At 60.9% G+C, this 19764-nt stretch carries 18 protein-coding genes; 11 read left to right on the forward strand and 7 right to left on the reverse strand.

The features are described 5' to 3' along the window. Nucleotides 1–14 precede the first annotated feature (14 nt). Together HU749_RS25930 and HU749_RS25935 are read right to left on the reverse strand one after the other, a co-directional pair. Nucleotides 15–584, reverse strand: a complete 570-nt coding sequence (locus tag HU749_RS25930; RefSeq protein ID WP_053125591.1) for a GNAT family N-acetyltransferase — start codon at nt 582–584, stop codon at nt 15–17. A gap of 270 nt (nt 585–854) precedes the next feature. Continuing rightward, entirely contained in the window at nt 855–1520 is a 666-nt protein-coding gene (locus HU749_RS25935) for a GntR family transcriptional regulator (protein ID WP_074849481.1), read from the reverse strand. A gap of 272 nt (nt 1521–1792) precedes the next feature. On the opposite strand from HU749_RS25935, the gene HU749_RS25940 reads away from it, so the two are divergent. From HU749_RS25940 to HU749_RS25975, 8 genes are all read left to right on the forward strand, one after another. Then, the gene (locus HU749_RS25940; RefSeq protein ID WP_041476424.1) at nt 1793–3025 is read left to right on the forward strand and encodes an NRAMP family divalent metal transporter; all 1233 of its coding nucleotides are present in this window, start codon (nt 1793–1795) and stop codon (nt 3023–3025) included. 28 nt (nt 3026–3053) lie between these two features. Beyond that, nucleotides 3054–3824, forward strand: coding sequence for a LamB/YcsF family protein (locus HU749_RS25945; RefSeq protein WP_046065194.1), 771 nt, complete (start codon nt 3054–3056; stop codon nt 3822–3824). Further along, nucleotides 3821–4627 (forward strand): putative hydro-lyase, encoded by an 807-nt coding sequence (locus HU749_RS25950; RefSeq protein WP_077505580.1) that lies wholly within the window; start codon nt 3821–3823, stop codon nt 4625–4627. The genes HU749_RS25945 and HU749_RS25950 overlap by 4 nt, the downstream gene beginning before the upstream one ends. Nucleotides 4628–4636: 9 nt before the next feature. Continuing rightward, nucleotides 4637–6253, forward strand: a complete 1617-nt coding sequence (locus HU749_RS25955) for a 5-oxoprolinase subunit B/C family protein (protein WP_046065196.1) — start codon at nt 4637–4639, stop codon at nt 6251–6253. After that, on the forward strand, nt 6250–7989 hold the full coding sequence (locus HU749_RS25960; RefSeq protein ID WP_095974741.1) for an acetyl/propionyl/methylcrotonyl-CoA carboxylase subunit alpha: 1740 nt from the start codon (nt 6250–6252) through the stop codon (nt 7987–7989). Before HU749_RS25955 ends, HU749_RS25960 begins: the two co-directional genes overlap by 4 nt. A gap of 153 nt (nt 7990–8142) precedes the next feature. Further along, complete coding sequence (locus tag HU749_RS25965) at nt 8143–9384, forward strand: OprD family porin (protein WP_095974742.1); 1242 nt, start codon at nt 8143–8145, stop codon at nt 9382–9384. Nucleotides 9385–9440: 56 nt separating this feature from the next. Further along, entirely contained in the window at nt 9441–11324 is a 1884-nt protein-coding gene (locus tag HU749_RS25970; protein ID WP_079302716.1) for a methyl-accepting chemotaxis protein, read from the forward strand. Between the two features lie 76 nt (nt 11325–11400). After that, the gene (locus tag HU749_RS25975) at nt 11401–12636 is read left to right on the forward strand and encodes a TIGR03862 family flavoprotein (RefSeq protein WP_079303436.1); all 1236 of its coding nucleotides are present in this window, start codon (nt 11401–11403) and stop codon (nt 12634–12636) included. Nucleotides 12637–12764: 128 nt separating this feature from the next. Here the strand turns inward: HU749_RS25975 and rhlE1 are convergent, their stop codons facing one another. Both rhlE1 and yedA read right to left on the reverse strand, forming a co-directional pair. After that, nucleotides 12765–14102 carry an RNA helicase RhlE1 gene (gene rhlE1, locus HU749_RS25980; RefSeq protein ID WP_024618228.1) on the reverse strand — a complete coding sequence of 446 codons (1338 nt, stop codon included), beginning with the start codon at nt 14100–14102 and terminating at the stop codon, nt 12765–12767. Between the two features lie 58 nt (nt 14103–14160). Further along, a complete protein-coding gene (gene yedA / locus HU749_RS25985; protein ID WP_014340342.1) occupies nt 14161–15063 on the reverse strand; it encodes a drug/metabolite exporter YedA in 903 nt (300 codons plus the stop codon). A 161-nt stretch (nt 15064–15224) separates the two neighbouring features. Between yedA and HU749_RS25990 the strand changes: the two genes are divergently transcribed. Next, a complete protein-coding gene (locus HU749_RS25990; protein WP_014340343.1) occupies nt 15225–15677 on the forward strand; it encodes an Lrp/AsnC family transcriptional regulator in 453 nt (150 codons plus the stop codon). A 128-nt stretch (nt 15678–15805) separates the two neighbouring features. On the opposite strand, the gene HU749_RS25995 is transcribed toward HU749_RS25990, so the two are convergent. The 3 genes from HU749_RS25995 to HU749_RS26005 form a co-directional block, all read right to left on the reverse strand. Beyond that, nucleotides 15806–16417: a 3'-5' exonuclease gene (locus HU749_RS25995; RefSeq protein ID WP_003205836.1), complete on the reverse strand. Its 612-nt coding sequence runs from the start codon at nt 16415–16417 to the stop codon at nt 15806–15808. Nucleotides 16418–16438: 21 nt separating this feature from the next. Further along, complete coding sequence (locus HU749_RS26000) at nt 16439–16918, reverse strand: LabA-like NYN domain-containing protein (protein ID WP_013694260.1); 480 nt, start codon at nt 16916–16918, stop codon at nt 16439–16441. Between the two features lie 128 nt (nt 16919–17046). Beyond that, entirely contained in the window at nt 17047–17805 is a 759-nt protein-coding gene (locus tag HU749_RS26005) for a DUF2076 domain-containing protein (RefSeq protein ID WP_079302717.1), read from the reverse strand. A 175-nt stretch (nt 17806–17980) separates the two neighbouring features. On the opposite strand from HU749_RS26005, the gene HU749_RS26010 reads away from it, so the two are divergent. Both HU749_RS26010 and HU749_RS26015 read left to right on the forward strand, forming a co-directional pair. Then, the gene (locus HU749_RS26010) at nt 17981–18640 is read left to right on the forward strand and encodes a hypothetical protein (protein WP_057451893.1); all 660 of its coding nucleotides are present in this window, start codon (nt 17981–17983) and stop codon (nt 18638–18640) included. Next, complete coding sequence (locus HU749_RS26015; RefSeq protein WP_186651579.1) at nt 18637–19716, forward strand: endonuclease/exonuclease/phosphatase family protein; 1080 nt, start codon at nt 18637–18639, stop codon at nt 19714–19716. Before HU749_RS26010 ends, HU749_RS26015 begins: the two co-directional genes overlap by 4 nt. Nucleotides 19717–19764: the final 48 nt, after the last annotated feature.

Consider the following 19764-nt stretch of genomic DNA (forward strand, 5'->3'; position numbering starts at 1 on the left):
AACGTCCGTGTCGGCTAACCGTGCAGGGTCTGCAACCACTGCTCACGATTGATGCGATAGAGCACATGGTGACGCAACGGGTGACCGACGGCGAGTGTCGGGTGTTCGAAGTCGTCAGCCGGGTCATGCTGCATGCCAATGGCCTGCATGACCTTTTGCGATGGCAGGTTGTCGACGGCGGCGAACGCCACCACTTCGTCCAGCGTCAATTGGTCGAAGGCACAACGCAGGGCGGTCCACGCCGCTTCGCTGGCATACCCCAGGCCCCAGTGCTCCCGGGCCAGGCGCCAACCGATCTCGATGGCCGGTGTGAAAGGCGCATCGAACCCGACCACACCCAGCCCGGTGAAGCCAATGAAGGCGCCAGTGTCCTTGCGTTCCAGGGCCCACAAACCAAAACCATGCTCGGCGAAATGTCCCCGCACGCGACCGATCAGGGCAGCGCTTTCCAGGCGGCTCAGGCGCGCCGGGAAATAACGCATCACCTGCGGGTCTGCGCACATGGCGGCAAATTCCGGCAAGTCATCATCGCGCCACTGCCGCAACAGCAGCCGCGCGCTTTCCAGTTCCAGTATCGGCTCCATCTTCACTCTCCTCCGTGCCCCCTGAGTCTACATCGCAGGCAAGATCCGTCACTCAATCAGCGCTGAAAACCTGGCCCACGACCGCGCGCATATCGAACGTTACATGGGCGCTGAGTTGGCTCGCGAAGACCAACGGCGACTTGGCCTGCCCAGAGCCACGCGGCCGCCCCGGGAAATCACCCATCGATACCCGGAACTATAAGGTGGGTGTGAGGGCCTGAGCGGAAAAAACGATAGGTGTGGCTTTGCTTGCGAAGCGCTCGCCTGGCGCTATCGGTTCATGCAGCGTTCGTAGGCTGCCAGAACAGTGCGCTCCGATTGCACCAGATAGGCTTCGAGCATCTGGGTGGCTTCCTCGGGTCGCCTTTCTTCGATACAGCGCAGGATTGAAACGTTCATGTCGACATAGGGCATATGCAGGAATTCGGGATCATTGAGCAGGCCGAAGGCCAACCGCAGCTCGGCCGATATCTGCCCGTAGAACACCACCAGACGCGGGCTGTCGGCGAGTTCGACGATCGCCTTGTGGAACATCATGTTCGCGGTGCCGACTGCGATCCAATCCTTGGCCTCACGCGCTCGCATGCCCGCTTCCACGGCTTCGCGCATATGCAGTGTTCCCGGGTGCAGCGGATAACCCTGCGCGATGGCCTTGCATTCGATAAAACGGCGCACACGATAGATGTCAATGATCGAGGCCATATCCGGCTCCGCCACGGTCACCCCTCGATTGGGTTCATGCTTGAGCAACCCCTCCCGCGTCAGGACCCTGAACGCTTCCCTCAAGGTGTTGCGTGAAATCTGCAGGTTGTCGGCCAGGGCCGCTTCGGACAGCCGCTGGCCCGGAACCAACTCACCTTCGACCAGCATTCTGCGGATCTCCTGGGTAATGGACTCTCCCAGCGAGCGAGGAAGGGAAGGTGAAACGTCGTTCATGTGCAATCCAGAATATGAGGAAGTCACTTTGATGTTCCATGAGAGCCCAGCCCATGGCAAGGAGCAAGGGGGCTGCCTGCATCATTAAGTAACACCCACGAGTGACAAGGTTACAATTTGGTGCAAATTGTAGCCTCACATCAAATTGATTGTTGAACAATCCAGGCGCTATAGATCAACACTTCTAGACGGATATTTGAGTCCTGGCACGCTCGTTGCTCAATAAAAAAACATCTCCCACCGTAGGAATTGATGCCGTGACACAGACAGCCGTGACACAGACCGCTCAAGATTTTACAAAGACGCGACGCGCTTCCCTGATCGCCGCAATTTTCATGATGGCGACGTCCGCCATCGGCCCTGGCTTCATCACCCAGACCGCCACGTTCACGGCCAAGATGGGTGCGGCATTTGCGTTCGGTATCCTGGCCTCGATTCTGATCGACTTCGTGGTTCAACTTAACGTCTGGCGTATCGTCACCCTGACCCGAATGCGTGCCGCAGACGTGGCCAACAAAGCGATTCCAGGCAGTGGCTACCTGCTGGCGGTTCTGGTGATCTTCGGCGGGCTGGTGTTCAACGTCGGCAACATCGCCGGTGCCGGGCTGGGCCTGAACGCGCTGCTGGGGCTTGATGCAAAATGGGGCGGCGGTCTCAGCGCCCTGCTGGCCATCGGCATCTTCCTCTCCCACCGCGCCGGATTGGCCGTCGACCGGCTGATCGTCGTGCTGGGCCTGGTGATGATTGCCCTGACGCTGTTCGTGGCCTTTGCCTCTAACCCGCCACTGGGTGAAGCCCTCTACCAGACCGTACTTCCGGACCAGATCAATTTCGCCACCATTACGACCATTGTCGGCGGCACGGTCGGTGGTTACATCACCTATGCAGGGGCTCACAAACTGCTGGATCGCGGGACTACCGGGGTAGAAAATCTCCAGGCAGTGACCAAGGCAGCCCTGGGCGGCATCCTGGTCACCGGCCTCATGCGCTATATCCTGTTTCTCGCCATCCTCGGTGTTGTTGCCAGCGGCGTCGTCATCGACACCTCGGGCCAGGGCGCCAATCCGGCCGCACAAGCCTTCCAGGCGGCAGCCGGGCAGTTCGGCCTGCGCGTCTTCGGTCTCATCCTCTGGGCCGCCAGTATCACCAGCGTGATCGGCGCCGCTTACACCTCCATTTCCTTTATCACCGTGTTCAAACCGGACATCACTGAGCAGGCTCGCAACCGCGCCACCACCGTATTCATCACCCTGTCGCTGCTGATCTTTGTCCTGATGGGGACTGCTCCTGCCGCACTGCTGCTCTTCGCGGGCGGTTTCAACGGCCTGATACTGCCAATCGGCCTGAGCATCTTTATCTACGTCGGCTGGCGCCGGTCCGACCTCATGGGCGGTTACCATTACCCACGCTGGCTGCTGGTACTGGGCGCCCTGACCTGCCTGCTGACCTGGTACATGGCAATCAAATCCGTTGGGCCGATCTTCGCCTTCCTCAACGTCGCCTGAGCCCGATAACGAACAAGGAGTCACGTCAATGCCAACGATAGATATCAACAGCGACCTGGGTGAAAGCTTTGGCGCCTGGCACATGGGCGACGATGCCGCGATGCTCGATGTCGTGACCAGCGCCAATGTCGCCTGCGGTTTTCACGCCGGAGACCCTGCCGGCATCCTGCGGACACTGAAAGCGGCGGCGGCCAAAAATGTCACCATTGGTGCCCATGTCGCTTACCCGGACAAAGTGGGCTTTGGCCGACGAAACATGGACGTGGCCAGCGATGAACTGACTGCCGACGTGATCTACCAGATCGGCGCGCTGCAAGGCCTGGCCAAGGCCGCCGGCACCTGCGTGCGCTATGTGAAGCCCCATGGCGCCTTGTACAACACCATTGCTCACGATCGCCGCCAGGCGCTGGCCGTGATCGAAGCCATCCGCACGATCGACTCCAACCTCATATTGGTTGCCCTGGCAGGTTCAAGCCTGATTGAACTGGCCCGTAACGAGGGGTTGCAGTGTATCGCCGAAGCGTTCGCTGACCGTGCCTATACGCCACAGGGCACCCTCGTCTCTCGCCGCGAACCAGGCGCCGTGCTGCACGATCCCAAGCTCGTCGCCCAACGTATGCTGCGCCTCGTTGAAGACGGCACCATCGAAGCGATCGATGGCAGCCTGACCAGAATCCAGGCCGACTCGATCTGTGTCCATGGCGACAGCCCGGCAGCGGTGGAAATGGCCCGCGAGCTGCGCCGCGTACTGGAACAGGCCAACATGTCCTTGCTGCCCTTTGCCGGAGGACGCCCATGAACGCTCTTGATCTCGCCCGCCAGGCGGCCATCGCCGCTGCCCGCCAAGCACGCACCGCCTACCGTGGCGGCCTGGTCACCCCCACGGCAGGTATCGCGCCGGGCATGACCCAGGCCAACCTGATCGCCTTGCCGCGCGCCTGGGCATACGATTTTCTACTGTATGCCCAGCGCAATCCAAAAGCCTGCCCGATCCTTGACGTCAGCGACGCCGGCAGCCCAGGTACGCTGCTGGCTGAAGGGGCCGACCTGCGCACCGATATCCCCCTGTACCGCATCTGGCGTGATGGGAAACTGGTGGAGGAAGTCAGCGACGCCACTCAGGCCTGGGCCGAACACGACGACATGGTGGCCTTCTTGATCGGCTGCAGCTTTACCTTTGAAACGGCCCTGCAAGAGGCCGGCATCGAAGTGCGGCATATCACTGATGGTTGCAACGTACCGATGTACCGGACCAACCGTGCCTGCCGTCCGGCGGGACGTCTGCAGGGTGAAATGGTGGTATCGATGCGACCGATTCCAGCCGATCGCGTGGCCGAGGCGAGCGGTATCTCCGGGCGCTATCCCTCAGTCCATGGCGCCCCGGTGCACATCGGCGAACCGGCGCTGCTCGGGATCCAGGACCTGAATCGACCCGACTTCGGCGACGCCGTACGCATCGAACCCGGTGAGATCCCGGTGTTCTGGGCCTGCGGTGTAACGCCCCAGGCAGCGGTCGTGGCCTCGGGCGTGCCCTTCGCCATTACCCATGCGCCCGGCCATATGTTCATCACCGATGTGCCTGACAGCACCTATCACGTCTAGGAGTTTCCTGTGCGTTTTCTACCCGTCAACCTGGACGCCCTGCTCGTCGAATTGAAAGACCTGGACGAGACCCTGGCGTTGTTCGACGCCCTGATGGCCGAACCTATTGCTGGCGTGGAGGAGATCATTCCTGCCGCACGAACGCTGCTGATCCAATTTCGCCCCAGCGCCATTGCCCAGCAGGCGCTCGTCAATCGTATCGCTGGCCAGGACCTGAGCCAGCGCCGCGAGATCGAGCATCGCCGGGTGGAAATTCCCGTCCATTACAATGGTGAAGACCTTGACGAGGTCGCCACACTGCTAGGGATCAGCCGCGCCGAAGTGGTCCAACGCCACACCGCCCATGACTACAGCGTGGCCTTCTGCGGATTTGCGCCGGGCTTCGCCTACCTCACTGGCGGTGCCGGTTTCCAGGTGCCTCGCCGACAAACTCCACGCACCCGCATACCCGCAGGTGCGGTTGCCCTGGCGGGGGAATTCAGCGGTGTTTATCCACAAGCCAGCCCCGGTGGGTGGCAGATCATCGGCGTCACGCCTTTGCAGATGTGGGACCTGAACCGCGCTGAATCGGCCTTGCTGCGTCCAGGCTATAAAGTGCGGTTCACCGATGCAGGCCCGCTCCCGGCGGGCGGCCTGCCGGCCCCCACGGTACCGGCAAGCGCCGCCGCGCCCAGCGGTGCCTATCTGGAAATCATCACCCCCGGTTTGCACAGCGTACTGCAGGATATGGGCCGTCCCGGCCAGACCGGCCAAGGCGTATCCTGTTCCGGCGCGCTGGACCAGGGCGCGCTGCGGGCAGCCAACCGCGCGGTCGGCAACCGCTCGGACATGGCCTGTGTGGAATCGGTACTCGGCGGCCTGAGCTTCGTTTGCCATGGCCGTGCCGTGATCGCTGTCACTGGTGCGAAAACCCCAGTCACAATCACCAACGCCAGTGGCCTGCAATGGCAGGCAAGTCACTACCAGCCCATCGAGCTGGACGCGGGTGACCGCGTCAGCCTGGGGGCCCCCCTCGCGGGGCTGCGCAGCTACCTGGCGATTCGCGGCGGCTTTGATATCGCTCCGGTATTAGGCAGCCTGTCCACAGACACCCTGGCCCAGGTCGGCCCGCCGGCGCTCGCCGTCGGCGACCTATTGGGTTTTACGACACTGACAACGGGAACCAGCGTATCGCTGAACGAAGCCCCGGCCTTTGAATTGCCTACCACTGCCAACATCATCACCCTTGACGTGGTCATGGGACCGCGTACCGACTGGTTTACCGAAGACGCTATCCAGCGTCTGAGCAGCCAGCTCTGGCGCGTCACCCCACAGTCCAACCGCGTCGGTATTCGTCTGGCCGGTGAAATGCCGCTTGCGCGCAGCAACCACCATGAGTTGCCCAGCGAAGGCACCTGCGTCGGCGCCATTCAGGTTCCGGCCAGTGGCCAACCGGTTCTGTTTCTCGCCGATCACCCGTTGACCGGTGGCTATCCGGTGATCGGCGCAGTTGCCCACTACCATCTCGACCTGGCTGGCCAGATCCCTATCAATGCGCAGATTCGCTTCAACCCTGTGGACGGCTTCAAAGAGATTCAACCCGTTACGCAAGCTTCTTCAACTGCCGATGTGAAAAAACTTCCATGAAAAAATTACTGATTGCCAACCGTGGTGAAATTGCCGTCCGCATCGCCCGCGCCTGCCGCGACTACGGCGTGCAGTCTGTCGCGGTCTATGCCGACGCGGACATCGACGCCCTGCACGTGCGCCAGGCCGACGAAGCCTACTCACTCAATGGCCAGCGCCCGGCCGAGACCTACCTGGATATCGGCAAACTGCTCGCCGTCGCCAAACGCAGCGGCGCCGATGCCGTGCACCCCGGCTATGGTTTTCTGTCTGAACGGGCCGACTTCGCCCGGGCGGTGATCGACGCAGGGTTGATCTGGATCGGTCCCAACCCGCAGACCATCGACGTGCTCGGCGACAAAGTCGAGGCGCGAAAAATTGCCCAACTGGTCGGGGCGCCTCTGGTAGCCGGTACGCCTGGCCCGGTCGAAAGCGCCGCCGAAGTATTGGCCTTTGCCGAACAGCACGGCCTGCCGATTGCCATCAAGGCTGCCTTTGGCGGCGGTGGACGCGGCATGAAAGTCGCCTGGCGCATGGATGAAGTGGCTGAATTGTTCGCCTCCGCCGTGCGCGAAGCGCAAGCGGCCTTTGGTCGTGGCGAATGCTACGTCGAACAGTTCCTCGACCGTCCTCGGCACATCGAAGCGCAGATCCTCGCCGACAAACACGGCAAGGTCGTCGTCGTCGGCACGCGTGACTGCTCCTTGCAGCGGCGCAATCAGAAGCTGGTGGAGGAAGCGCCAGCGCCCTTTATCAGCGACGAACAGCGCCAGCGTATTCATCAATCCGCTCAGGATATCTGCGCCAAAGCCGGCTACGTCGGTGCCGGCACGGTGGAGTTCCTGCTCAGCCAGGATGGCACCCTGTCGTTCCTCGAGGTCAATACCCGCTTGCAGGTCGAGCACCCGGTGACCGAAGAGACCACTGGGGTGGATCTGGTGATCGAACAACTGCGGATCGCCGACGGTTTCCCATTGTCCTTCAGTGAGACGCCGCCCCCGCGTGGCCACAGCTTCGAATTTCGCATCAACGCGGAAGACCCGGGCAAGGGCTTCCTGCCCACCCCCGGTCAGATCACCGATTTCCTGCCGCCATCTGGCCCGGGCGTTCGCCTGGACAGCGGCGTGATAAGCGGCTCGCGAGTGCCCAGCACCTTCGACTCGATGATGGCCAAGCTGATCGTCACCGGTGCCACCCGCGAACAGGCCATCGTCCGCGCCCGGCGCGCCTTGGCTGAATTCAACATTGAAGGCATTGCCTCGGTGCTGCCGTTCCACCGGGCCGTGATGGACCATGACGACTTCACCGGTGCCGATAAATTCGCCGTGCACACACGCTGGATCGAGACCGATTTCGCCGAACAGATCACGCTCGCCCCACGTACCGCTGTATCGGCCGACCCTGGCATCCTGCGCACGTTTGTCGAGATCGACGGCAAGCGCCATGAGCTGGGCCTTCCGGCTGCGCTGCTGCGAGGCGTCAGCTTGAACGCAGCGGGTACCGCCAGCGAAAGCACGGCCCCATCCGAGGCCACTGATCCGCAGGCGGTACTGACGCCCGTGGCGGGTAATCTGCATACCTGGGTCGTCAAAGACGGCGAGTCGGTGAGCGCTGGGCAAGTGATCGCGGTGGTAGAGGCCATGAAAATGGAAACCTCGGTCCTCGCACCGTGTGAAGGCCAGGTGCAGATCGCCAAACAGGCAGGCGACTACTTTGAAGCCGGCTCCGTCATTGGCCGCATCAAAACAGCTAACTGATTTAAAACTTTTTCTTTTCGCAGTCAGTACGCGCAACGGGGTAATAACCCGGTTGCCGCGTGCTGCCCGCAGAAAACTGTAGATGTAACTTTGCAATCAAAATAACGATAAAACCCAACAAATAAATCTGCCGTTATCTGGAGCATAAAGAGCATGTCAATCAATAAGGCTTTCGCTATTGCGGGTACTTGCGCGTTGATTTTCCCATTCACGGCATCTGCTGATTTTATTGCCGACAGTAAGGCCAGTATTGAACTGCGTAACTTCTACTTCAATCGTGACTTTCGCAACGGCCCTCCGACGGCCCAGCGGGACGCGGCAAAAGAATGGGCCCAGGGAGCCATGTTGCGGTTCGAGTCAGGCTATACCGCCGGCACCGTGGGCCTGGGCATCGACGCCGTTGGCATGCTCGGTCTCAAGCTTGACGGCGGTGATGGTTCCGGTGGCACGGGTCTGTTGCCGGCTGATCTCAGTTCGAAAAACGGTCGCGGCTCACAGGACGAATATTCCAAACTTGAGCTGACGGCCAAGGCGAAGGTGTCGGAAACGGTTCTAAAGGCTGGCTCACTCGCCTTCCGTACGCCCGTGGTATCGAGCAATGACACACGCCTGCTGCCCTCCACTTTCGAAGGCGCGCTACTGACCTCCAAAGACATTGATAAGTTGGTCCTGCAAGGTGGCAAGCTGGAGCAAATCAAGTTCAACAGTTCCTCGGACTATCAGGACTTCACGGGCAACCGCATCGGCGGTGTCAGTGATGACTTCCGCTTTGCCGGTGGTACCTACAGTTTCAACAAAGCCCTTAGCACAAGTCTGTTCTACGGCAATCTGGAAAATGTCTACCGGCAGTTCTTTGGCGGTGTCGTCTATGAAATTCCCCTTGCCGCGCAGCAGTCGCTGAAGTTCGATCTACGTTATTCGAAAAGTACCGATGACGGTAACTTCCGCCCGCTCGATAACCGTGCTGCGAACGGACTGGTCTCCTACACCCTGGGCGCCAACGTGTTCACCGCCGCCTATCAACACATGAGCGGTGACGATCCCTTCCCGTACATTGCCAATAGCGACCCGTACCTGGTCAACTTTGTCCAGATCAATGACTTTGCCAACACTCAGGAACGCTCCTGGCAGCTGCGTTATGACTACAACTTCGCGGCAATGGGTATTCCCGGACTGACGTTCATGAGTCGCTATGTCCAGGGTGACAACGCGTTGGTCGGGGGCAGTAACACGGGCAAAGAGTGGGAGCGCGATACGGATATCGGTTACGTGATCCAAAGCGGTTCGCTAAAAAACCTCGGGGTCAAACTCAGAAACGCTACGGTTCGTTCGAACTTCGGCAATGACCTGGACGAAACCCGTCTGATCGTAAGTTACACATTGGCACTTTGGTAATCCGCTGACGGCGACCTTTGTCCCTGCGCAACCGATCCTTATTCAGAGAAAGTGCAATGAAAAGTCTCAGGTTTAACCAGAAGATACTACTGATTGCTTCGTTGCTTATCATGACGGTGTTTTGCACATTCACCGTATTGAATGATGTTCGGTTGCGTGACGACAACGTAAAAAAAATCGAGGAACACACCCGCGCCCTCTCGGCAGCGATGGCACATGATATCCAGAGCTGGCTGGACGGACGAATGATTCTGCTAAGGGGATTTGCCGAACTCATCGGCAACGATCCTTCGCCGCAAAACATACTCGACAAGTTGCAGAGCCAAGTGCTCATGAGCCAATTTATCGCAGGTTATGCGGGTACCCGTGACGGTGGGTTCCAGATCCATCCCCCGCGGCAGATGCCAGCCGATTACGACAGCAGGAAACGGCAATGGTACATAGACGCCGCAGACCATGGCGTGGCGATGACCGAACCCTACGTAGGGGCCGGGATCGACTACCCGATTATCACCCAGGCGGTCGCCATCCACGCCGGGCAGCAAACGCTCGGTGTCCTGGGCGCCAGTCTGAACATCGAGACGATTTCCCAGACGCTCAACGCGCAAGCCTTCGAGGGCAATGGATACGCCTTTCTGGTGAGTAAGGAAGGTAAAATACTGGTTCACCCCGACAAGGCGCTCATCGGCAAGACACTGTCCGATCTGTTTCCGGGCAATACCCCGACGCTCAATGATCGATTGGTGGAAGCCACTACGGTCGATGGCGTGAAATTCACACTGTTCTCTGCGATCAAGGGCCTGCCGATGAAAGACTGGTACATCGGCATCGTCCTGGACAAACAGGCAGCGATGGCCAGTCTTGCTGCGTTCCGCAGTTCGGCGATCATCACGACAATCGTTGCCGGCATGGCCACCCTGCTGCTGCTCGGGCTGCTTATTCGCGTGTTGATGAAACCCCTGCGCCTTATCAGTCACGCGATGGAAGATATCGCCCAGGGCGACGGTGACCTGACCCGACGCTTGTCGATCCTGTCCAATGATGAATTCGGCCAATTGGCCGTGAGTTTCAATCGCTTCGGCGACCGGATCCATGCCTCCATCACCGAAGTCTCATCGACGACGAACTCCCTGAAAGAGGCCACCAGCAAGGTCCTGACGGCCTCCAACTCTTCGGTTGGGAAGTCGGAACACCAATCCGGCTTTACCAGCAACGTGGCGGCGGCCATTGAGGAGCTTGGGGCGTCGGCGCAAGAAATCGCCTCGAGTGCCTCGGCGGCGTCCAGAGGCGCCTCGAGCGCCAGGGCGCAGATCGATTCGAGCTGCATGCTCGTCGAGAACACGGTCAATGCCATGAGTTGCCTGCAAGAAAACATCGAAGAAACCCGCGCACAGATCGAAGAGCTCAACGCCAAAAGCGCCAATATCGGCAAGGTGCTGGAGGTCATCTCGACGATCTCCGGAAAAACCAACCTGCTGGCCTTGAACGCGGCCATCGAGGCAGCCCGGGCCGGAGCGGCCGGGCGCGGGTTTGCCGTGGTGGCGGACGAAGTCAGAAGCCTTGCCCACCACACCCAGGCAGCGACCGAAGAAATCCGCGCGGTGATCGAAGCACTGCAGGAGGGGGCTACCCAGGCGGCCAAGACCATGCTGCGCAGCCATGAAATCGGCAGCCAAAGTGTACGGGTGGCGACCGAGGCCGGGGACAGCCTGCTGACCGTGGTGTCACGCATCATCGAGATCGATGAGATGTGCCTGACGGTCGCCGCTGCAACCGAGGAGCAAACCAGTGCTGTTGACCAGCTTACTCGGGATGTTCATGAGATCAGCCAGTTGAATCGCCATGCCACCGACAATTTGTGCTCGACCCTCAAGGCGTGTGGAGAACTGGATTTTGAAGTCGGACGACTCAGGAGTGTGGTCGACACTTTCAAGTTGTAGACACACACGCCATGCCCCTCGGCCAGTGGACCGAGCTGATAGAATGCCCGCCCTGATCCGCCAGACATCGCTCGCCATGACTCAAGCTTCCAAGCCTTCCACTCCAAACGTCGCCATCATCGGCGGCGGCCCCGCCGGCCTGATGGCGGCCGAGGTGTTGAGCCAGGCGGGCCTTCAGGTCGACCTGTACGACGGCATGCCCTCGGTGGGCCGCAAATTCCTGCTGGCCGGCGTGGGCGGCATGAACATCACCCACTCCGAAGCCTTCCCGGCCTTCCTGTCCCGCTACGGCGAACGCGCGGCGAATATCGCCCCGCTGCTGCGGGCATTTGGCGCAAACGAACTGTGCGAATGGATTCATGGCCTGGGTATCGACACCTTTGTCGGCAGTTCCGGGCGGGTATTTCCCACCGACATGAAAGCCGCCCCGCTGCTGCGCGCCTGGCTCAAGCGCCTGCGCGATGCCGGCGTGGCGATCCACACGCGCCACCGCTGGCTCGGCTGGAACCCTGATGGCAGCTTGCGCATAGCGAGCCCGGAAGGTGAGAAAACGCTACGCCCCGACGCGACCCTGCTGGCGCTGGGCGGCGGCAGTTGGTCGCGCCTGGGCTCGGACGGCGCCTGGATGCTGGCGCTGGAACAACGCGGCGTGACCCTGGCGCCATTGCAACCGAGCAACTGCGGGTTCGAGGTAGAGGCCTGGAGCGACCTGATGATCAGCAAATTCTCTGGCGCCCCGCTGAAAAATATCGCCATTGGCTTGAACGACGATGTACCGCGCCTCGGCGAATGCGTGGTCACCGCCACTGGCCTCGAAGGCAGCCTGGTCTACGCCCTGTCGGCGCCGGTTCGCGAAGCCATCAACCAACACGGCAGTGCGACGATCCATCTGGACCTGCTGCCGGGCCGGCCTGTGGATAAGGTCCAGCAAGCCCTGAGCAAGCCACGCGGCTCTCGCTCGATGGCCAAGCACTTGCACAGCCAGCTGGGGATCGACGGCGTCAAGGCTGCGCTGTTGCGCGAGCTCACGCCGGCCGAATGTTTCACTGACCCGGCGCGGCTGGCCCAGGCGATCAAGGGCCTGCCAGTCACCCTGGTGAAGACCCGCCCTTTGGACGAAGCTATCAGCAGCGCTGGTGGCGTGAGCTTCGAGGCCCTGGATGAACGCCTGATGCTCAAGCAATTGCCCGGCGTTTTCTGCGCAGGAGAAATGCTCGACTGGGAAGCACCGACCGGCGGCTACCTGCTCACGGCGTGCTTTGCCAGCGGTCGCGCGGCGGGTTTGGGAATTCTGGAGTGGTTACAAGCTTGAGGCGCCCCCATCGCGAGCAAGCTCGCTCCCACAGTGGTTTTCAGGTGTTCACAGATCCGGTGTCCACCACAGATCTCCTGTGGGAGCGAGCTTGCTCGCGATAGCGGTGTATCAGGCGCAGCAGATCATCAAGGCTTACGCTTACGCGGCCCAGTATTGAACACCGGCACTTTGCGCACAGGCTTGACCGAAGGTTCCACAGGCGAGGCATCGCCGCTGTCCACCCACTTGCCCAGGTTGCGCTTGCCGCCACCACCGGAGGTTTTCGGTTTCTTCGGCTTTTTCGGTTTCTTGATCACCTGGCCGCTGGCATCGGTGTCCGGTACCCGATGCTCAGGCTCGAAATCCTGTTCCATCTGGCGAGTCAGCGTCTGGCGCGTCAGCATCTCGATGGCCGACAGCAGGTTCACTTCGTCGGCGCAGACCAGTGAAATCGCTTCCCCAGTCGAACCCGCCCGACCGGTACGGCCGATGCGGTGGATGTAGTCCTCGGCGACGATCGGCAGGTCGAAGTTCACCACCAACGGCAAATCCTCGATATCCAAGCCTCGGGCGGCAACATCGGTCGCCACCAGGATCTGCACTTCGCTGGCCTTGAAGCGGTCCAGTGCGCGCTGGCGGGTGGCCTGGGGCTTGTCACCGTGGATGCCGTCGGCGTTGATGCCCAGGCCCTGGAGTTTTTCCACCAGCGCATCGACGCCGTTGCGGGTCTTGGCAAAGACCAGCACCTGCTTCCACTTGTTCTTGCGCATCAGGTGCACGAACAATTCCGGCTTGCGCTTCTTGTCCACCGTCACCACCCATTGCTTGACGGTGTTGGCGGCGACGTTGCGCGGGCTCACTTCAATGCTCAGCGGATCGTTGAGCATCTGCCCGGCCAGCAGGCGGATCGCGTCGGAGAAGGTCGCCGAGAACAGCAGCGTCTGGCGCTTCTTCGGCAGGGCCTTGTAGATGTTCGCCAGCTCCTCGGAGAAGCCCAGGTCGAGCATGCGATCGGCTTCGTCCAGCACCAGGGTCTGCAACTGGTTGAACTTCAGCGCGTTCTGGCGAAACAGGTCGAGCAGACGCCCCGGCGTGGCGACCAACAGGTCGACGCCTTTGCGCAACTTCATCATCTGCGGGTTGATGCTGACACCGCCGTACACGGCGTAGGTGCTCAGCGGCAGGTTTTGCGCGTACTGACGCACGCTTTCATGGACCTGCTCAGCCAACTCACGGGTCGGCACCAGGATCAGCGCCCGCACCGAGTTGGCCGCAACCTTCGGCCCTTCGGTGGTCAGCAACTGCAACAGCGGCACCGCGAAACCGGCGGTCTTGCCGGTACCGGTCTGGGCGGCGGCCATCAGGTCGCGACCGGCGAGCACCGCCGGCATGGCTTGGGCCTGAACCGGGGTCGGGGTCTGGTAGCCGAGCGTCTCGAGGGCGCGCAGCAAGGGTTCGATCAGGCCAAGGGTGGCGAAAGTCATGGAAGTACCGTAGGAAAAATCAGCGCAAGGTGTGCAATGCGCGGCAGTTTACCCTAAATCAGGCGGCGGCCGGCGCAGGCTTGGGTTTGCGCCACTGCGGCAATCCGATCAACACCACGGCACTGATGATCACCAGCATCGCCACACTTTCTTCAGCGCCAATGGTTTCACCCGCGAACACGATCCCCAGCAACACTGCCACGGCTGGGTTGACATAGGCATAACTGGTGGCCGCCGCCGGGCGCACATGCTTGAGCAGGTACATGTAGGCATTGAAGGCAACGATCGAACCGAAGCAGGTCAGGTAAGCCAAGGCAAGCCAACCTTCCAGCGGCGGCATGCTGTCCAGGTGTTCGCCGCTGGCCACGCTGCCGATCAACAGCACCACACCGCCCACCAGCATTTCCACGGCACTGGCCATCGCCCCGGCCGGCAAAGGCAGGTGTTTACTCAGCACCGAACCGAAGGCCCAAGAGGCCGCCGCGAATACCAGCAAGGTCGCCCCCAACGGGCTGGACTGCAGGTTGGAACCGAGGTTGAGCATGGCGATGCCGATCAACCCCAGCACAATCCCCGCCCATTCCAGACGGGTATTACGCGCGCCCCAGAAATATCCACAGAGCAAGGTAAACAAAGGCACTGTCGCCACGGCCAAGGCCGCCACCCCGGACGCCACGCCCGTGTGCTCGGCCACACTGACCGCGCCGTTACCAAAACTGAGCAACAGCACGCCAATGATGGCCCCGGCCTTCCATTGCGCCCAGGTCGGCGCCGGTGCCCCGCGCCAGCGCAGGAAGCCGTACATCAGCGAACCGGCCAGCACAAAACGAATCCCGGCCAGCAACAGCGGCGGCCAATGCTCCACACCGATACGAATCACCAGGTAGGTCGAACCCCAGATGACGTACAAGGCAAAAAAAGCAGCGATCAATGGCAGAGGGAAACGGCGTAGGCCAGGCATGTTCAGCTCGAAGTCAGGACAATGAGAGGCTTTATTCTAGAAAGGCGATAGACGGAAAATAAGTTACAAAACCTGTTTATCAAGGCCATACACTTTTCAAAACACGGAGATCAGCGCTATAAATCGCGTTTTCGAAAGTCACGCCAACAGGAAGCCAAACCGTGGATAAATACGACCGCATGCTGCTCAGCGCTTTGTTGGACAACGGTCGGGCGTCCTACGCTGAACTGGCCCGCAAAGTGAACCTGTCAGCCCCCGCCGTGGCCGAACGGGTCAGCAAACTGGAAGCCAGCGGCGTCATCACCGGTTATCAAGCCAAAGTCGACATGGCAAAGATCGGTCTGCCGGTGCAGTGCGTCATCGAACTGCGAATGAACCAGCACGGCAACCAGAAGACCTACGACGAACTGTGCAAGATCCCACAACTGACCGAGTGCCATCGGGTCACCGGCGACCCGTGCGTGATCATGCAAGCGGCGGTCGGTTCGATGCCCGAGCTGGAAGAGCTGATCAACCGCATCGCCAAATTTGGTTTCAGCAAGACCTCGATCGTGCTGTCCAGCGCCATTGAAAAGCGCGTGCCGCTGGGGCAGTTGGAAGGGAACGGGAAATAAGGATCAAACACTGAACAACCTGTGTGGGAGCGGGCTTGCTCGCGAATGCGGTGTGTCAGTCGCACATTTACTTACTGACACACCGCATTCGCGAGCAAGCCCGCTCCCACAAGGGTTTTGTGGTGTGTTTAGAACCCGCGATGCCGCTTGAGGTGCTCATTGATCTTCGCCGCCGGCACCTTCTGCAAACTGCACAGCAAATCATGGGACAACTCCCGCAGCCCATGCTTTTGCCGCAGTTGCGAAGCCAGGTGCGCGGTGAGATTGGCGGCCATTTCGGCGTCGGCCATGGCCCGGTGAGCCTGGCCTGTGTGGGGCAAGCCGGCGAACGTGTTGAGCGTGCCGAGCTTGTGGTTCGGTGCAGCCGGCATCAGGCGCCGGGCCAGCAACAGTGAACAGGCAAAATTCTGCAAGCGAGTACGCTTGATTCGCCCCAGTTCAAAGTCCCAGAACTTCTGGTCGAACGCGGCGTTGTGCGCCAGCAGGGGCGTGATGCCGACAAACTCGTTGACCTCGTTCATCACTTTTTCCGCCGACGGGGCGCTGCGCAGCATGGCGTTGCTGATGCCGGTCAGTTGTTCGATGAAGGCCGGCACCCGTACACCGGCATTCATCAGGCTCTGGTAGCGGTCGACGATCCGGCCTTGCTCGAGCATCACCACCGCGATTTCCGTGGCCCGGCAACTGCTGCTCGGGGTGATTCCGGTGGTTTCAAAGTCGATGACTGCGATGCGTTCCAAACCTTTTGAACTCCGTGAAAATCAATTCTTGAGCAACAACGCGCCTTCGATAGGCACGTAGCGGCTGGCGGCGCGGATCAGCGAGTTGGCAGTCAACCCCGGCACGCCATAGGCCACGGCTTGCACGCCGTGCTTTTGGATGATGCGCTCGAGCAACATGTCGAAATCGCCATCGCCGGAGGCCAGCACCACTTCATCGACGTGGTCGGCAGCGTCCATGATATCCAGCGTGATGCCCACGTCCCAGTCACCCTTGGCCGAGCCGTCGCTGCGCTGGATGTAGGGCTTGAGCTTCACGATGAAGCCCAGGTTGCGCAGGATCTGCTGGAATTGCTGCTGCTTGCTGTCACCGCGATCGATCGCGTAGGCGTAGGCCTCGACGATCTGCCCCTGTTTGCTGACATCGGCCCACAGCGCGGCGTAGTTGAAATGGCAACCGTAGGCCTGGCGCACGGTGTAGTAGAGGTTCTGCACATCGGCGAACACTGCAATTTTTTTCACCGCGTTTCCTCTTGGATGCACATGCACGCAGACCACCAGGGCCGAAAAGTCGCCCAGTATGCCAGCCCGAAGGATTGTTCCGCGAATAATCGGCCCGAGGCGCCAGAGCGCCCCGGACGAATGGCAGGTCAGACGAAGGAGTCGTCGTCGCCGAAGGACGATGAATCGTCGCTGTAGTCCGCGTCGCTGAAGCCGCCCTGGTCGTTGCCGTAGGCGTCGTTATCGGCCACGCGCTGGTCATCGCCCCAGCCGTTGTCGCCGTTGTTGGCGGTGTCGTTGACCGGTTGGGCCGGCTCTTCCTTGATGACCTCGACGACTTCCTGCGGTTGCTGGTTGCTGTGGAACAGGCTGCTGATGCCTTGGGCCAGCATCACGCCGCCGGCCACGCCCGCCGCGGTTTTCAGGGCGCCCCCCAGGAAGCTGCCCGCTGCCGGGGCCTGCTGCTGCGGTGCGCCATAATTGCCGGGCGGTGCGCCAAAGCCCTGTTGGGCCGGGGCATTGAAGGACGGCTGTGCCGGTTCGCGCCAGCCACCACCGCTTGCGGCAGGCGCGCTCGCCGGGCGTGAATCCCGCGGGCTGCCACCGAAAATACTCGAGAGGAAACCTCCGCCGCCGCTTGGCGCCGACGTCTGTTTGCGGGCCTGTTGCAGCTCGGCCTGCAATTGCTCGACTTGCTGGGTGAGTTGCTTGTTCTGCTCATCGAGGCGCTTGATCGCGGCCTCCTGCACCAAAATCGCCTGGGCCATGAAATAGCCCGCCGCTGGCTGGCTCGCCAGGTGTTCCTTGATCCGCGCCTCGGCCTGGGCGTCGCGCGGGGCTGAATCCTTTTCGGCCTGTTGCAGCCGTGAAAACAGTCCATCGATCAGGGTTTGTTCTTCGCTGTTCATGGCGACCTCATTAGATTGCCGGGTAGAAACCATTCCGATCCCGAAGACCGGTGCCCATCAGTAATGGGGCTCGTCGAAAAGCTTTCAATGGTCTTTACCTGATGTTTACGTTTGTTTCTGCGGTCACCTGATGGGTAAAGTGTCGGACCGCTTTTTCGAACTGCGATACCGACCCATGAATCCGTTAGAAGTACTGCGTGACTCTTTGTATTTTTTCAAGCGCCATCTGGGCCGGATCGCCCAGTTGTGCTTGCCGCTGGTGATACTCGAAGCGGTGCTGCAGCAGGGGGTGGACAGCGCCGTCGGGGCCGACGGCTTTTCCGGCTACAGCGTGATCGTCGGGCTATTGGTGTACCCGCTGTACACCGCGGCTTTGATTCTGTTTCTCGATGCCCGCAGTCGTGGCGAAGCCCCCCGCGCCCGCGATTTGCTCGCCGCCGCCCTCCTCCAGTGGCCACGCTTCGCCTTGCTGACCGCGCTCAATACTCTGCTGATCCTGATCGGCATCTCGTTGTATTTCCTGCCAGGGCTATGGCTGATGGTCGTCCTGGCTTTCGGTGAGTACCTGCTGGTATTGAAGGGCTTGGCGCCACTGGCCGCGATGAAGGAAAGCCTGCGCATGAGTCGAGGTCATTTCTGGCGAATCCTGCTGTGCATCCTGTCCGTGATGGTCCCGCTTTGGCTGCTCAAGGGCGCCAGCGTCTCGGTGTATCCGCCGCCGCAAAATCCTTTGGTCAGCTTGCTGATCGACAGCATCCACAGTTTTCTGCAATTGTTCACCACTGTCGTGCTGTTCCGAATGTTCATGTTGATTGCAGAAAAGCCTGAGCCATGACCCGTCTACTGCGCCACACCTTGCTGGGCCTGCTGTTGATCCTCAGCCTGGCCGCCCTGTCGGTCTACGCCCTGACCTGGCGGCCACAGCCCCGGGAAAGCATGCCGGTCAGTTGCACCGCCAACGCAGCCCCCCTGGTGCCTGGCCAGGCCTTGAAGGTGATGACCTGGAACGTGCAGTTCCTCGCCGGCAAGCGCTACGTGTTCTGGAACGACCTGGCCCAGGGCGACGATGAAAGCCCGACCCTGGAAGACATGGCCTTCAGCCTCGACGAAGTGGCCCGGGTCATCCGCGACGAACAACCGGACATCGTGTTGCTCCAGGAACTGGACAAGGGCGCCAAGGCCAGCGATTACCAGGACCAGCTCAAGCTGTTGCAGGAACGGCTGGCCGACCTCTATCCGTGCGGCACCAGCGCCTTCGACTGGAAGGCCGACTTCATCCCCGACCCGCACATCTTCGGCAGCGTCGGCCGGCAACTGGCGACCCTGAGTCGCTACCGCATCGACCGTGCCGAACGGGTACAACTGCCGGTGGCCGACGCCAACGTTATCAGCCGTCAGTTCCAGCCGAAGAATGCCTTATTGGTCAGCTACCTGCCGCTGAGCGATGGCGGTCAGTTGGCGGTGCTCAACACGCATCTGGAACGGGCCACAGAGCCGGACGAAACCCTACCCAGACAAATCACCGCCGTAGCCAAGGCACTGGATAAATTCGAATCCGCAGGCACGCCCTGGCTGATCGGCGGCGACTTCAACCTGCTGCCCCTGGGCCAGTACCGGCGCCTGCCGTCCGAGCAACGCACGCCCTACGCCGCCGACAGCCCCCTGCATCTGCTGTGGGACAAATACCCGATGATCCCCACCAACAACGAGGCCAGCGGCATCGACCGCGGACACTGGCTGACCCACTACCCGAACGACCCTGGCCTCAACGGCCCCGACCGCACCGTCGACTACCTGTTCTACAGCCCACGAATCAAACGGGTCCAGGCCCAGGTAAGGCAGGACGACACCTTGCGCATCTCCGATCATTTGCCGGTGATTGCGCGGTTTTTGTTGCCGGCTACGCCTTAGCGGGCTCACCACCGAACACATGTGGGAGCGAGCTTGCTCGCGATAGCG

The organism is Pseudomonas ogarae (assembly GCF_014268695.2).
Taxonomy (GTDB): domain Bacteria; phylum Pseudomonadota; class Gammaproteobacteria; order Pseudomonadales; family Pseudomonadaceae; genus Aquipseudomonas; species Aquipseudomonas kilonensis.